The 15,379-nt window shown below is 50.9% G+C and carries 15 protein-coding genes; 1 reads left to right on the forward strand and 14 read right to left on the reverse strand.

The window, feature by feature from the left end:
* Nucleotides 1-10: 10 nt before the first annotated feature.
* The 14 genes from nuoI to truC all read right to left on the reverse strand — a co-directional run bounded on the left by nuoI (nt 11) and on the right by truC (nt 14,497).
* Nucleotides 11-490 carry an NADH-quinone oxidoreductase subunit NuoI gene (gene nuoI / locus RRV97_RS09050; protein ID WP_070837200.1) on the reverse strand — a complete coding sequence of 160 codons (480 nt, stop codon included), beginning with the start codon at nt 488-490 and terminating at the stop codon, nt 11-13.
* Between the two features lie 81 nt (nt 491-571).
* Nucleotides 572-1,648, reverse strand: a complete 1,077-nt coding sequence (gene nuoH, locus RRV97_RS09055; protein WP_002216340.1) for an NADH-quinone oxidoreductase subunit NuoH — start codon at nt 1,646-1,648, stop codon at nt 572-574.
* Between the two features lie 2 nt (nt 1,649-1,650).
* The gene (nuoG, locus tag RRV97_RS09060; protein ID WP_315611333.1) at nt 1,651-3,912 is read right to left on the reverse strand and encodes an NADH-quinone oxidoreductase subunit NuoG; all 2,262 of its coding nucleotides are present in this window, start codon (nt 3,910-3,912) and stop codon (nt 1,651-1,653) included.
* A gap of 338 nt (nt 3,913-4,250) precedes the next feature.
* Nucleotides 4,251-4,721 carry a hypothetical protein gene (locus tag RRV97_RS09065; protein ID WP_315611334.1) on the reverse strand — a complete coding sequence of 157 codons (471 nt, stop codon included), beginning with the start codon at nt 4,719-4,721 and terminating at the stop codon, nt 4,251-4,253.
* Nucleotides 4,722-4,787: 66 nt separating this feature from the next.
* Nucleotides 4,788-6,086, reverse strand: coding sequence for an NADH-quinone oxidoreductase subunit NuoF (gene nuoF / locus RRV97_RS09070; RefSeq protein ID WP_315611335.1), 1,299 nt, complete (start codon nt 6,084-6,086; stop codon nt 4,788-4,790).
* Between the two features lie 179 nt (nt 6,087-6,265).
* A complete protein-coding gene (locus RRV97_RS09075; RefSeq protein WP_315611336.1) occupies nt 6,266-6,850 on the reverse strand; it encodes a cold shock domain-containing protein in 585 nt (194 codons plus the stop codon).
* 82 nt (nt 6,851-6,932) lie between these two features.
* On the reverse strand, nt 6,933-7,406 hold the full coding sequence (gene nuoE, locus RRV97_RS09080; protein ID WP_003750572.1) for an NADH-quinone oxidoreductase subunit NuoE: 474 nt from the start codon (nt 7,404-7,406) through the stop codon (nt 6,933-6,935).
* Nucleotides 7,406-8,662 carry an NADH dehydrogenase (quinone) subunit D gene (gene nuoD / locus RRV97_RS09085; protein WP_002231605.1) on the reverse strand — a complete coding sequence of 419 codons (1,257 nt, stop codon included), beginning with the start codon at nt 8,660-8,662 and terminating at the stop codon, nt 7,406-7,408. Before nuoD ends, nuoE begins: the two co-directional genes overlap by 1 nt.
* Complete coding sequence (locus tag RRV97_RS09090) at nt 8,652-9,245, reverse strand: NADH-quinone oxidoreductase subunit C (protein WP_315611337.1); 594 nt, start codon at nt 9,243-9,245, stop codon at nt 8,652-8,654. The genes nuoD and RRV97_RS09090 overlap by 11 nt, the downstream gene beginning before the upstream one ends.
* Nucleotides 9,246-9,257: 12 nt before the next feature.
* A complete protein-coding gene (locus tag RRV97_RS09095; protein WP_002215610.1) occupies nt 9,258-9,740 on the reverse strand; it encodes a NuoB/complex I 20 kDa subunit family protein in 483 nt (160 codons plus the stop codon).
* On the reverse strand, nt 9,731-10,087 hold the full coding sequence (locus RRV97_RS09100; protein WP_003747867.1) for an NADH-quinone oxidoreductase subunit A: 357 nt from the start codon (nt 10,085-10,087) through the stop codon (nt 9,731-9,733). Before RRV97_RS09100 ends, RRV97_RS09095 begins: the two co-directional genes overlap by 10 nt.
* Nucleotides 10,088-10,412: 325 nt before the next feature.
* Entirely contained in the window at nt 10,413-11,870 is a 1,458-nt protein-coding gene (locus tag RRV97_RS09105) for an oligopeptide:H+ symporter (protein WP_003747865.1), read from the reverse strand.
* Nucleotides 11,871-12,579: 709 nt separating this feature from the next.
* Nucleotides 12,580-13,683 carry a peptide chain release factor 2 gene (gene prfB, locus RRV97_RS09110; RefSeq protein ID WP_039407069.1) on the reverse strand — a complete coding sequence of 368 codons (1,104 nt, stop codon included), beginning with the start codon at nt 13,681-13,683 and terminating at the stop codon, nt 12,580-12,582.
* A 97-nt stretch (nt 13,684-13,780) separates the two neighbouring features.
* Nucleotides 13,781-14,497 (reverse strand): tRNA pseudouridine(65) synthase TruC, encoded by a 717-nt coding sequence (truC, locus tag RRV97_RS09115; protein ID WP_315612257.1) that lies wholly within the window; start codon nt 14,495-14,497, stop codon nt 13,781-13,783.
* Nucleotides 14,498-14,638: 141 nt separating this feature from the next.
* On the opposite strand from truC, the gene RRV97_RS09120 reads away from it, so the two are divergent.
* Entirely contained in the window at nt 14,639-15,367 is a 729-nt protein-coding gene (locus tag RRV97_RS09120; RefSeq protein ID WP_315611338.1) for a TIGR00730 family Rossman fold protein, read from the forward strand.
* Nucleotides 15,368-15,379: the final 12 nt, after the last annotated feature.

Raw genomic sequence — 15,379 nt, forward strand, 5'->3', positions numbered from 1 at the left:
CGTCTGCTCCTTAACGATACGGCGCGTCAGCGGCTTTGCGTTTGGCGATTTCGGGTTCGTATTTGTCGCCAATGGCCAAAAGAATCGGCTTGGTCATGTGCAAGTCGCCTTTTTTCTCGCCGTGATATTCAAAAATATGGGTTTCCACAATCGCATCGGTCGGGCAGGCCTCTTCGCAGAAACCGCAGAAGATGCACTTGGTCAGGTCGATGTCGTAACGCTTGGTGCGGCGGGTGCCGTCTTCGCGTTCTTCCGATTCGATGTTAATCGCCATTGCCGGACAAACTGCCTCACACAATTTACACGCAATACAGCGCTCTTCGCCGTTCGGATAACGGCGTTGCGCGTGCAGGCCGCGGAAACGCACGGATTGCGGCGTTTTCTCTTCGGGGAAATAAATTGTGTCTTTGCGGGCAAAAAAGTTTTTGAGCGTTACGCCCAAGCCTTTGACCAATTCGCCAAGCAGAAAGGTTTTTACTAAGTTAGCCATATTTATGTTCCCTCAAAACAGGGATTTCGTTAGGTATTCAAAATCGCTTTGTTCAGACGGCCTCAAGATGCCGTCTGAAACTTATTTCCACAAGTTCAGCGGTGAAATCATCCACACGCCCAAAATCACGATGTAGGCAAAGCCGATCGGAATCAGCACTTTCCAGCCCAAACGCATGATTTGGTCGTAACGGTAGCGCGGGAAGGTTGCACGAATCCACAGGTACCAGTACAACACTGCCGCCATTTTCACGAACATCCAGAATGCGGAAGGCGTACCGATAAAGCCCCAGCTTTGCGGGAACGGAGACAACCAGCCGCCGAGGAACATCAGCGATGTCAGCGCGGCAATCAGAATCATGAAAATGTATTCGGCAAGGAAGAACAGTGCGAATGCGAAGCCGGAGTATTCAACGTGGTGACCGGCAACGATTTCAGACTCACCCTCTGCCACGTCAAACGGCGCGCGGTTGGTTTCGGCAACGGCGGAAATCAGATAAACGATGAAGATGGGGAAGAGCGGCAGCCAGTTCCAAGAGAATACCGAACCGCCGGCAATACCTTTGGCTTGCGCGGCAACGATGTCGGAGAAGTTCATGCTGCCCGATACCATCACAACGCACACCAGCGCGGCACTCATGGCAATCTCGTAGGAAATGCTTTGCGCGGAAGCACGCATTGCGCCCAAGAACGAATATTTGGAGTTGGAAGCCCAGCCCGCGATGATCACGCCGTAAACCGACAGCGAGGTAATCATCAGGATGTACAAAAGACCGATATTGATATTGGTCAGCACCCATTCTTCGTTGAACGGAATCACCGCCCATGCCGCGAAAGACGGGGCAAGCGACATAATTGGGCCGATATAGAACAGGGCTTTGTTTGACAGCTTCGGACGGGTTACCTCTTTAAACAAGAGTTTGAACACGTCGGCAAACGGCTGAATCAGACCCCACGGGCCGGTTACGTTCGGGCCGACGCGAAGCTGCATAAAGCCGATGACTTTACGTTCGAAATACGTCAGATAGGCAACGGTCAGAATCAGCGGAATCAAGATAATCACGATTTTGACGATGACGGATACCACCAAGCCTACGGTGATGCCCAAATCGCCCAGACCGAGCGTTGCGGCAAAGAGGTTTTGGAACCATTCTTGCATGATCAAGCTCCCGCCAGTTCAATAGTGTCCATCAACGCACCCAGCGCGGCATTTTCGGTATGCAGCGGTAGATGCACCACGTTTTCAGGCAGTCCGGCATCGGCTTTGACGGCAACCGATACGCTTGCGCCGTTTTGTTTGGCGACAGCGGTTTGTCCGTCTTGCAGGCCCAAGCGCGCCAATGTGTTCGGATTTACACGCGCGGCAGGCACGGCGGCATGGCTGGTTTCTTGCAACGGTGCGGAACGGCGCACGATAGGATCGGTGTGATAAATACCGACGCCGCCGACACGGACGAGGCGGTCTGAGGCCGTCTGAACGCCCTCCCCTGCCCATGTGCTGCGGTTGTCCAGTTTGGACGGCAGGCTTTCCGCGTCCAGCGCGTCTTGCAGAATCGCAGCGGTATCGTGGTATTCAAAACCTTTCAGGTCAAACAGGTTGCCCAATACGCGCAACACTTTCCACATCGGACGCGAATCGCCGAAGCCTTGTACCACGCCGTGAAAAGATTGCAGACGGCCTTCCATATTGATGAAGCTGCCCGAGGTTTCGGTAAACGGCGCAATCGGCAACAATACGTCGCACACGTCCAGCAGCGTTTCACTGACAAACGGCGTAAACGCCATCACGCTTTTCGCCTGTTTCAAGGCAGCTACGGCTTTTGCACCGTCAACCGTATCGATTTCAGGCTCAACGTTGAGCAACAAAACTGCCTGTTTCGGTGCGTTTACCATTTCGACAACGCTCTCGCCGGAGTTTACATTCAAGACATCCGCACCAACGCTGTTGGCGGCTTGCGGCAAAATGCCTAGCACTGCGCCGGTCGCATCTGCCAGCTCTTGCGCGGCGGCATAAATGGCGGCGTAATCGGGATGGTTTTGCACTTCCGCGCCCAAAATCACCGCTGCTTTTTCAGCGTTTTTCAGGCTGGCGGTAACGGCGTGTTCCGCATTGGCAGACAGGTTTTTCAGACGGCCTGCCCACTCGTCGGGATGTGCGGCTTCTTGAGACAGCAGCGGCATAAACAATTCTTCTTTACTGCTGGCCAATACGCTCAAGGCCATGCGGTCTTTGGCGGCGCGGCGCAGGCGGGCGGTCAGGAGTGGCTGTTCTTTGCGCAAGTTCGCACCGACTACCAATACGGCATCGTTGTCAGCCAAAGATTCGATGCTTTGTCCCAACCATTGCGCACCTTTAAGGCCGTCTGAAAGACGTTTGTCTTGTTGGCGCAAACGGGTGGCAAAGTTTTTAACGCCCAAGCCGTCGGCAAGTTTTTTGGCCAAATACAGCTCTTCAACCGTATTCATCGGATTGGCCCAAATGCCGACTTGGTTTTGGTTGCCGTCTTTGGCGATACATTCAATCGCGCTGCGGACATACTCCAACGCGGTTTTCCAATCCACGTCCATCCACTCACCGCCCTGTTTGATTTTCGGGTTTTTCAGACGGCTTTCGTGATACAGGCCTTCGTAGGCGAAACGGTCGCGGTCGGACAGCCAGCATTCGTTGATGGCTTCGTTTTCCAACGGCAACACGCGGCGGACGGTATGGTCTTTGGTTTGTACAATCAGGTTGCTGCCCAAAGCGTCATGGGCGGAAACGGATTTGCGGCGGTTCAATTCCCAAGTACGCGCGTTGAAGCGGAACGGTTTACTGGTCAATGCGCCGACCGGGCACAAATCGATGACGTTGCCTGACAATTCAGTTTCCACTGCTTTGCCGATAAAAGGCATGATCTCGGAATGTTCGCCGCGATTGGCCATAGCGATTTCTTGCACGCCGGAGATTTCTTCAGTGAAACGCACGCAACGGGTACAGTGGATACAACGGCTCATTTCCTCGGCGGAAACCAAAGGACCCATGTCTTTGCCGACGACAGAACGTTTTTCTTCGGTATAACGGCTGGTGGTTTTGCCGTAGCCCATCGCCAAATCCTGCAACTGGCATTCGCCGCCTTGGTCGCAGGTCGGACAATCAAGCGGATGGTTGATGAGCAGGAACTCCATCACACCTTCTTGCGCCTCTCGGGCTTTTGCCGAATGCGTACGCACAATCATGCCGTCTGTAACCGGTGTGGCACAGGCAGGCAGAGGTTTGGGGGCTTTTTCCACGTCTACCAAACACATACGGCAGTTGGCAGCGATGGAAAGTTTTTTGTGGTAACAGAAATGCGGGATATAAGTACCGAGCTTGTGCGCGGCTTCAATCACCGTCGCGCCCTGCTCCACAGATACCTGTTTGCCGTCGATTTCGATTTGTAACATGGTTCGTTCCTAGTTACTGGATTTTTGAAAAGGGGTGCAGGCTGCTTTCATTACGCCTGATATTTGTCTAAACAGGGCTTCGACTTCCCTCAGTGCTAGCCCGAATTGCGGGTGGACAACCTTTGTCAACCACGTTGCTGCCCGTCAAATTCTGTTCGAGCCATGCGGCAACTTCGGGTTTACCGAGCAATATAGTGACGATTTTGTCTACGTCTGACCGCGCCTTAGCCCTCTAATATTAATATAGCTGACGGCCATATAGCAGACCATCACACCGAGAATAACAACCACTCATTTCTGCCATATATTGACTCCTGTTTCAGGTAGCCTGCACAGCGCTATCTCCACCACACTGTTTGATAAGCAGGCAAAACATGAATGGAGTTATCTATTTTGTACCGCCCGTTTTCCTTGACTAGCTTGAAACGGGCCACGCCGTCCTTTTTACCGAAATCAGCAGATACCGTGTTGCCCTGAACCGTAAATTTGGGTGTATGCCACTCAAAGCCGCCATTGCCTGGTTCCGTCCAAAGGCTGCTGTAACATCTGGGAACTACCGCGTTACAATCATCTTCCGCCTGAAAACGCCTTTTTTCTTGATTCAGCACGGCGACAGCCGTCCTACTGAGAAAGCGTTTAGTAGCCGCATCGGCAGTTTTCTCATTAACACAAATGCCTTTGGCATTACAATCCAAAAAACCCTTGACCACTGCAATTTTTTGGGCATCGTCATGATGTTTGGCCGATACCTGTTGCGTGTTCAATGCGGTAAATACAGTAAATAGAATACATGCTGCTGTCTTTTTCATTAGTCTGTTCCTTGGATTAATCAAAGCGTTCGTGCCATCCGAAGCGTTTAGGCAGTCTACACTTTACTAGCTGCCCCATTTATGGGGCTTCATCGGTCCGCCGTGTTCGATGTAATGCACAAACTCATCACGGAAATGCTTGGTAAAGCTGCGGACAGGGAAGACGGCGGCATCGGCGAGGGCACAGATGGTGCGGCCTGCCATTTGGTTGCCGACAGAATCCAACAAATCCAAGTCTTCCATGCGGCCTTTGCCTTCTACGATGCGGTGGACGATGCGGTAGAGCCAGCCCGTACCTTCTCGGCAAGGCGTACATTGGCCGCAAGACTCGTCGTAGTAGAAGTAGCTCAGGCGCTCAAGGGCTTTCACCATGCACACGTCTTCGTCCATCACGATAATCGCGCCGGAACCCAGCATCGAGCCTGCTTTGGAAATCGAGTCATAGTCCATATTGGTCTGCATCATGATATCGGCAGGCAAAACTGGCGCGGACGAACCACCGGGAATAACGGCTTTAAGTTTTTTGCCGCCGCGCATACCGCCCGCCATTTTCAAGACTTCGGCAAACGGCGTACCCAATGGCACTTCATAGTTGCCCGGACGCTCGACGTGGCCGGAAATACAGAACAATTTGGTACCGCCTGCATTCGGAATACCTTTGTCGGCAAAGGCCTGTCCGCCGTCACGAATAATGAAGGGGACAGAGGAGAACGTTTCGGTATTGTTGATGGTGGTCGGTTTGCCGTACAAGCCGAACGAAGCAGGGAATGGCGGTTTAAAGCGCGGCTGGCCTTTTTTGCCTTCCAGAGATTCGAGCAATGCGGTTTCTTCACCGCAAATATATGCGCCGTAGCCGTGATGGGCGAAGAGTTCAAATTCAAAATCCGAACCCAAAATATTTTTACCCAAAAAGCCTGCAGCACGCGCCTGCTCCAAAGCAGCTTCAAAGCGTTGGTAGCCTTCGAAAATTTCGCCGTGGATGTAGTTGTAGCCCGCTTTCGCACCCATCGCGTAACCGGCAATAATCATGCCCTCAATCAAGGCATGGGGATTGAACATAATGATGTCGCGGTCTTTAAATGTACCCGGCTCGCCTTCGTCGGTGTTGCAAACGACGTATTTTTCGCCTGGGAAGGAACGGGGCATAAAGCTCCATTTCAAACCGGTCGGGAAGCCCGCACCGCCACGACCGCGCAAGCCGGAGGCTTTGACCTCGTCAATCACATCGCTTTGCGAGATGTTTTCGGACAGGATTTTACGCAGGGCGGTATAACCGCCACGTTTGACGTATTCGTCCAATGTCCAGCAATCGGGATTGGCGGTATCCACTTGGTCAAAAATCACGCCTGATTGGTAAATAGCCATTTTTGGTGTGCCTGTTCGTTTTCGTATAAGTTGCAGCCGTTGTTTCAGACGGCCTAATATACCTTTGTATATCGATTACATGCCGACTAAATAAAAATATTGGTTTATAAAATTGATATTTCAGACGACCTTGTGTTTCGTTTTCATGGTTGTAGACCTAGCCTACTTTGCTGAAGTTATTACCATCCACCGCATTTATCTTCACATGGAATACCATCACCATCACCATCCATTTTGGTATCAGAACAATTCTGTAAAAACCATTTAGCCTCTTCACATGACACCATCTGGGAACAATATTGCCTACCATCACAACGATATTTATTACTATTGCTTTTTTTAGCTTGTATCGCAGCTGGATCATTAAGCTCTACTGGTGCATTAGTTTGTTTAGGAACTAATTTTGCTGCGGCGAATTGATATATCTGATAACCAATTAACCCGAAAAGTGCCAACCCTACCAATTTCGTCAATATGGAAGACGACGTATCTAAGGCAAAAAATGATTTTTTCTTTGCACTCGAACAATGGTTATGATTCTGCTTAAAATCTCTTGCCTCACGATTCAAGTAACGAATCTGTTTAGCAACATTTTTTCCTTTTCCGTTAGAAGATACTTCAAAGCCAACCGCCTCATTAAGTTCAGGACGAGGGCTTCTTTGGGAAAAGTCAGAAATATGGCAGAAAATTTCTTGTTTACTACCATCTATCCGTATAAAACCATAACCTTTTTCATCATCCCACTTAACAATTATCCCTTTCATTAACCGCTTCCCTTTTTATTGTTACTTTAAAATTTTGGAATAACTAGTAAGTTTGATTACAAACCGAATATGTTCAGACGATCTATTCTAATTCTGCTAATTTTTTCTCAATTGCTTCTTCGGTCATAAAGCTGCACATGCTGTGGTTGTTGACCAGCATGACCGGTGCGTCGCCACATGCGCCCATGCATTCGCCTTCGACAAGGGTAAATTTGCCGTCGGGCGTGGTTTCGCCGTAGCCGATACCGAGTTTTTTCTTCAGATATTCGCCGGTATCCATACCGCCGCGCAGGGCGCAAGGAAGGTTGGTGCAGACGGTCAGTTTGTATTTGCCGACAGGCTCAAGGTCGTACATATTGTAGAAAGTAGCGACTTCGTAGGCTTGCGCAGGCGAGATGCCGATATAGTCTGCGACAAAAGCGATGGTCTCGGGAGCAAGCCAGCCTTTTTCGGTCTGGGCAATACGCAATGCGCCCATAATGGCGGAGCGACGTTGGTCAGCAGGATATTTTGCCAACTCGATGTCGATTTGTTTTAAGGATTCTGCGGATAACATTATCGGTCAACCTCCCCGAATACGATGTCCTGCGTACCGATGATGGCAACGACGTCGGCCAGCATGTGGCCTTTTGCCATTTCGTCCATGCCTTGCAGGTGGGCGAAGCCGGGTGCGCGGATTTTCAGGCGGTAGGGTTTGTTTGCGCCGTCTGAAATGATGTAAACGCCGAACTCGCCTTTCGGATGTTCGACAGCGGTGTAGGTCTCGCCCTCGGGAACATGCATACCCTCGGTGAAGAGTTTGAAATGGTGAATCAGGTCTTCCATACCTGTTTTCATTTCGGTACGTTTGGGCGGAGCGAATTTGTGGTTTGTGGTAATGACCGGACCCGGATTGACACGCAACCACTCGGAACATTGCTTGATGATGCGTACGGATTGGCGCATTTCTTCCATACGGCAGAGGTAACGGTCGTAGCAGTCGCCGTTGACGCCGACGGGAATGTCGAAATCCATTTTGTCGTACACTTCGTAAGGCTGTTTCTTACGCACGTCCCATTCCACGCCCGAACCGCGCAACATGACGCCGGTAAAGCCTTTTTGCATGGCGCGCTCAGGAGAGACAACGCCGATGCCGACGGTACGCTGTTTCCAAATGCGGTTGTCGGTCAGAAGGGTTTCGAGTGTGTCGATGTTTTTCGGGAAACGTTCGCAGAAGGCGTCGATAAAGTCGAGCATGGTGCCTTCGCGGGATTCGTTGAGCTGCTTCAATACTTTGGCGTTGCGGAATTTGCTGCTCTCGTATTTGGGCATGAAGTCGGGCAGGTCGCGGTAAACGCCGCCGGGACGGAAGTAGGCGGCGTGCATACGCGCGCCGGACACGGCTTCGTACAAGTCCATCAGCTCTTCGCGGTCGCGGAAAGCGTAAAGGATGGCGGTCATCGCGCCGATGTCGAAGGCGTGGGAACCAATGCCCATCAAGTGATTGAGGATGCGCGTTACTTCGGCGAACATCACGCGGATGTATTGGGCGCGGATAGGCACGTCGATACCGGCAAGTTTTTCTACTGCCAAACAATACGCCTGCTCATTGACCATCATGGAAACGTAGTCCAAGCGGTCCATATAGGGCAGGGCTTGCAGATAGGTTTTGGTTTCAGCCAGTTTTTCAGTACCGCGGTGCAGGAGGCCGATATGCGGGTCGGCACGGACGATTTGTTCGCCGTCCAACTCCAAAATCATACGCAATACGCCGTGCGCCGCAGGGTGTTGCGGACCGAAGTTGATGGTGTAGTTTCTTAATTTATTGGCCACCGTAATTCTCCTCACGGACGATACGCGGCGTGATCTCGCGCGGCTCAATGGTAACGGGTTGGTAAATCACGCGTTTTTGCTCTTCGTCGTAACGCATTTCGACATAGCCGGAAATCGGGAAGTCTTTGCGGAACGGATGTCCGACAAAGCCGTAATCGGTCAGGATGCGGCGCAGGTCGGGATGGTTGTTGAACATGATGCCGTACATATCGAAGGCTTCGCGTTCGTACCAATCCGCGCTGTTGTAAATATCGACTACGGATTCGACCACGGGGAAGTCGTCGTCTAAAACCCAGACGCGTACGCGGATGCGTTGATTGTTTTTAATGGAAAGCAGCTGGCTGACGACGGCAAAGCGTTTGCCCTGCCATACTTCATTTTTGTAAGTGCTGTAATCGACGCCGCATAAGTCAACCAGAAGCTCGAAATGCAAATCTTCATGGTCGCGCAATGCGGTCATGACTGAAATATAGTGTTCGGGCAGACACTCGACGGTAATCTCGCCCAAAGCGGAAATGACTTTGCTTGCCTGCTCGCCGAGCACGCCGACGACGGTCTCGTATAAGTTTTGAATGCTTGCCATATCGTCCTCTCCTTACTCGTCACGCGCGATGGTGGAAGTGCGCTTGATTTTTTGTTGGAGCTGAATCAGGCCGTAAATCAGGGCTTCCGCAGTCGGCGGACAACCCGGCACATAAACATCTACCGGCACGACGCGGTCGGCACCGCGCACGACGGAATAAGAATAGTGATAATAGCCGCCACCGTTGGCACACGAGCCCATAGACAATACCCAGCGCGGCTCGGCAAGCTGGTCGTACACGCGGCGCAGTGCGGGCGCCATTTTGTTGGTGAGCGTACCCGCCACAATCATCAGGTCGGCCTGACGGGGGGACGGACGGAAAATGATACCGAAACGGTCAAGGTCATAACGCGCCATACCCGCGTGCATCATTTCCACGGCGCAACAGGCCAAACCGAAAGTAACCGGCCACAGCGAACCGGTACGCATATAGTTCAGCACCGTATCCGCGCTGGTGGTGATGAAACCTTTTTTCAAAACGCCTTCTATTCCCATTCCAGCGCACCTTTTTTCCATTCGTAAACAAAGCCTACCGTCAAAACGACGATAAACACCAGCATAGACCAGAAGCCGTATGTACCCAATTCTTTAAATACCACTGCCCACGGCAGCATAAACGCAACCTCCAAATCGAAGAGGATAAAGAGGATGGCGACGAGGTAATAACGTACGTCGAATTTCATCCTTGCGTTTTCAAAGGCTTCGAAACCGCATTCGTAAGGCGCATCTTTCTCGGCGTAGTGGTGTTTCGGACCCAAAATCGTGCCGAGCAGGATAAACAGCACACCGGCCGCAAGGCCGACGAGGATGAATACGAGGACGGGAAAATAACTGGCCAACATGGTCGTACCTAACTGGTTGACAGACAAATCTTAAAAATAGATTACCATTTTATCGAATTTCAAAAGCCATTTAAAGGTAAATATCAGCAAATCAGCAAAAAAACCTCAATAAATTCAATAAAGTTATGAGAACAATTCTTATTTGTATTTAATATTTCCAAATTTTAATTTCGGTTTAATCATGTATCATTTCATTCGGATTCTCCGCCTATCCGATTTATGCCCCGAATCCACCCTCTTTCCAATTCCCAATAAAGCATGAGGCCGTCTGAAATAGATTATTTTCAGACGGCCTGCGTACATCACATCCATTTAAATGGAAAAATCAATCGACACCTTTGAGCATGCGGTTCAATACCGGGGCGAGTACCAACAGGATACCGCAGGTTACCGCGCCGATGGTGGCCAGCATCCAGTAGAAGTCCAATGGCGACTGAGCATTGTAGTAGTCTTTAAACAACACTCCGCCCAAGGTAAAGCCGATGGACAATGCCAAGAAATTCAAAGCAACCATTTGTGTTTTAAACATGCTCGGTGCGATTTTGGTAGAAAACGACAGCGAAATCGGCGACAGCATCAGCTCGCCTATCGTAATCGCCAGCAACACCAGCATAAACACGATAATCGGCATCGGGGTTCCGGATGAAATATACGGAATAAAACTCAAATAAGAGACGCCGGTTACCAACATGGCCAGTGCAAACTTCAACGGCGTTTTAGGTTGGCGTTTGCCCATTTTCGTCCACACCGCCGCCATCACGCCGGAAAAGAGGACCACCCACATGGCCTGTATCGAATCTTTCCATGAAACAGGCACGGTAAAGCCGAAGAAAGTACGGTCCACCGTTTCGTCAAAATAGACCGTCGCAACGGTGTACACCTGAAACCAAACCGCCCAGAACATACAAATGGTCAAAAACAGCGGAATATAGGCCACAATATAGCGTTTATTGGCTGCTTCAACGTGACTGCTGCCCAACAGGCGCGCGAAATAAGCGACGACGGTAACGATAACCACACCCAAGAGCCAGCGGGAGAAGTTTTCAAGGGTGAGCGCGCCGGAAGCAATCACGCTGCCCAACACCAAAACCAGCAACACGCCGACAGCCATGGCGGTCTGCACCTTTTCAGGACGCAACGGATTGGGAACCGGCGTATGCGGCAGGTTTTTACGGCCGCGCGAATACCACAGCAGGCCGAATGCCATGCCGACGGCCGCCGCGCCGAAACCGTAATGGAAACCCATCCTGTCTTGCAAAATACCGGTCAACAACGGGCCTAAGAAGCCGCCGATATTGATAGAAATATAGAAAATAGAGAAACCGGCATCACGCAATTCGCGCAGGTCTTCCCGTTCATACAAAGAACCGACCATCGAACCGGCAGACGATTTCACGCCGCCGCTACCCAGCGCGATAAACACCAAGCCCAGCAGCAATCCCATCAAACCCGGTACGATCGCCAATAAAATATGGCCGGTCATCACGACGATGCCGGCGATAAACAGGGTACGCTCCGCACCCCAAATGCGGTCGGCCAACCACGCACCGAGAATGGTGGACAGGTAAACGCTGCCGCCGTACGCGCCGACAATGCCGCCGGCCAAGGCTTTATCCATACCCAAACCGCCTTGACTCGCGGTGTAATACAGATAAATCAGCAGGATGCCCTGCATACCGTAGAAGGAAAAACGCTCCCACAGCTCAATATGGAATAGGGTGGATAATTGCAAAGGATGGCCGAAGAAAGTTTTCTCGGCAGAAGACAGCTTTTGACCGGACATTTAATAAGTTCTCCTAATTATATTGGACAGGATCAGGCTTCAGACGGCCTATTGCACCTACCAATCATTTTTATAGAAACTATATATTACCGCCAATCTTTGCATTTGCAAAACATTAAAAAGCATATTTTTACAGAAAGATTAAGATTCGTATCTAAAAAGAACTCAATAGCTACATAACAAGGATATCGCGGCCATCTCCGTCATGCCCTACATATTCAAAAACCCATTAATTTTTAGATTTTCTATATTGTATTTTTCATGTGGCCGAAAACGGATATATTTACTGCGTTCGGTATTCCATTTAGGCTGATAAGACTTTAGAGTAGTTTCAGGCTGCCTGAAAACTATGTGATACAAATAACAGATAAAATAAAGCCCTACTTAAAAAAGTAGGGCTTAAAGAAATTGTTTATTTTTTGCCCCCACCAGATTTTCCGCTACCTGACGGGGGATTGTTACCACGTCCGCCGCCTGACGGATTACCTGTTTTGCTTGGCCAGTTTGGGTTACTGTTGCCTGTCTGATTATTTGCCATTATTGCTCCATTCTATACTTAAGTTTTCAGATACACGGACTTTTATTTCCGTTTCTATATTTTATAGATTTAGATTTTTTTTTCAATTTAATTTTTTCAGTAGTCGTAGGTATAGTTACTAACAAACAGGCCGTCTGAAATCTTTCAGACGGCCTGTTTATCTCTTACGGTTTACACACCTTGTTTCAGGCTGGCTTCGATGAAGCCGTCCAAGTCGCCGTCCAATACGGCTTTGGTGTTGCCGACTTCGTAGCCTGTGCGCAAGTCTTTAATGCGCGAGGAGTCCAAGACGTACGAACGGATTTGGCTGCCCCAACCCACATCGGACTTGCCTTCTTCCAACGCCTGTTTCTCTTCGTTGCGTTTGCGCATTTCCAATTCGTACAGTTTGGATTTCAACATTTCCATCGCGGCGGCTTTGTTGGCGTGTTGCGAGCGGTCATTTTGACATTGCACCACAATCCCTGTCGGCTCGTGGGTAATACGCACGGCGGAGTCGGTTTTATTGATGTGCTGACCGCCGGCACCGGATGCGCGGTAAGTGTCGATGCGCAAGTCGGCCGGGTTGATTTCGATTTCGATGGAATCGTCGATTTCAGGGTAAACAAACACGGACGAGAACGACGTATGGCGTTTGTTGTTGGAGTCAAACGGCGAATAGCGCACCAAGCGGTGAACGCCAGTTTCGGTGCGCAGCAGGCCGTAGGCGTACTCGCCTTCCACGCGGATGGTGGCGCGGTTGATGCCTGCGATTTCGCCGTCGTCTTCTTCAAGGATTTCGATTTTGAAGCCTTTGCGCTCGGCGTAGCGGCTGTACATGCGGAACAGCATGCCCGCCCAGTCTTCGGCTTCGGTACCGCCCGCGCCTGCGGTGATGTCGATAAAGCAGTTGTTCGGGTCGGCAGGCTGGTTGAACATTCGTTTGAATTCGAGGTCGGCCATTTGTTTTTCCAAACCGGCTACATCTTCCTGCACGGCGGCGAAACCTTCTTCGTCGTTTTCTTCAACGGCCATTTCGATCAGCATGCGGTTGTCTTCGATGCCTGAGGCGATGTTGTCGAGCGTCAACACGATGCCTTCGAGGATTTTGCGCTCTTTGCCGATTTCTTGGGCGCGTTTGGGGTCGTTCCAGAGTTCCGGGTCTTCGGAGAGGCCGATGACTTCTTCCAATCGGTCTTTCTTGCCTTGATAGTCCATGTAGACGCGGATGTCTTCGCTGCGCTTCTCCAAGTCGTTTAGGGTGTTGTTAAGCTGGTTGATTACTTCGGCTTCCATGATTCTTGTGTTCTTTCAAAATTTTAGGGGCGTATTGTAAGGGATTTGCCTGTTTTTTTCCATGACCGGGCCGTCTGAAAATGTGCGGTTTGGGTTTTCAGACGGCCTCGGTTTTGAATTTTTCCAACCAAAGCTGCCAGTCATAGTCTATCGGTGCTTGTACGGTCATCCGGCTGCCGTCTCCTATGCTTTGAAAACTGAGGCTTCGCGCGTGCAACATCAGGCGTTGCGTGCCGATATGTTCGGCAACGGCATGGTTTTGGCGCAAATCGCCGTAGTTGGTGTCGCCGACGATGGGGTGGAAAATGTGTTTCATATGGCGGCGGAGTTGGTGTTTGCGGCCGGTGTGCGGCGTGAGTTCGGCCCACGAATAACGAGAGGTCGGGTAACGCAGGGCGGATTGGAACGGCAACTCGGTTTGCGCCAGACAGCGGTAGGCGGTTTGCGCTTCCTGCAAAGTGGCTTCGGTCTGCGCTTCGGCGATTTTGTCGGGCATATATTTGAGGGCGTAATCAATCAGGCCGTCTGAAGGCAGATGACCTCGAACAATCGCCCAATAAGTTTTTTCGATGGTTTTGTTTTCAAACTGCTGCGTTAATAATCGTGCGGCTTCCGTATCGAGGGCAAACAGCAAAACGCCGGAAGTCGGGCGGTCGAGGCGGTGGATGGGATAGACGTGTTGCCCGATTTGGTCGCGCAGGGTCTGCACGGCAAAACGGGTTTCGTGTTTGTCTAACCAGCTTCGGTGCACCAGCATTCCGGCAGGTTTGTTGACGGCGATGGTGCGGCTGTCGCGGTGGATAATATCGAGCATGGCGGAGCAGTCGGAATAAAAGCAGATATTGTAACGGGCTTTTGAAAATGTAGCAGGCACACTTGCCGCCGAAACCCGACTTTCAGACGGCCCGCCCCTTTCGGGTTACAATACGGCACATAAAAACACGAAGGAAAAGCCGTGAGCCTGCTCAAAAAACTGCCCAAACCCATGCTGCCCGACGAAACACGCCGCGATATTCAGGCGCGCGAGTCGTATCATGTATTGAAGATTATTTCCGAATTTGTCGAAGCCGGCGAAGAATTGCGCGCCATTCAGCCGGCCGTCAGCATTTACGGCAGCGCGCGTACACCTGGAAACCATCCCGACTACGCGTTCACATTGCGCTTGGCACGCAAGCTGTCGGATGCCGGATTTTCCGTGATTTCCGGCGGCGGGCCGGGCATTATGGAAGCGGCCAACAAAGGCGCGTTTGCAGGCGCAAGTCCGGCGGTGGGGCTGAATATCGTGTTGCCGCACGAACAAAAAGCCAATCCGTATCAAGATTTGTCGATTAAATTCCAACACTTCTTCCCGCGCAAAGTCATGTTCGTCAAACACGCCGTGGCGTATGTCGTCATGCCCGGCGGTTTCGGCACGTTGGACGAATTGTTTGAAAGCCTGACTTTGGTGCAAACCGGCAAAACGCCCGACCGCCCGATTATCTTAGTAGGCAAAGCATTTTGGGCGGGACTGTTGGACTGGATACGCGAGCAGTTGCTGGGCAGAAACCTGATTTTGGAAGAGGACTTGAACCTGATCCGCGTCATCGACGACGAAGACGAAATCATCGAAGAAATCTTCGCCCATTACGAAAACCGCTTGGAAGATTTGTCCGAACACCAAAATGCTTGGTCGCTGGGGCTGTAAAAAACTAAGGTT

It is taken from the genome of Neisseria sp. DTU_2021_1001991_1_SI_NGA_ILE_055 (assembly GCF_032342915.1).
Lineage (GTDB): Bacteria > Pseudomonadota > Gammaproteobacteria > Burkholderiales > Neisseriaceae > Neisseria.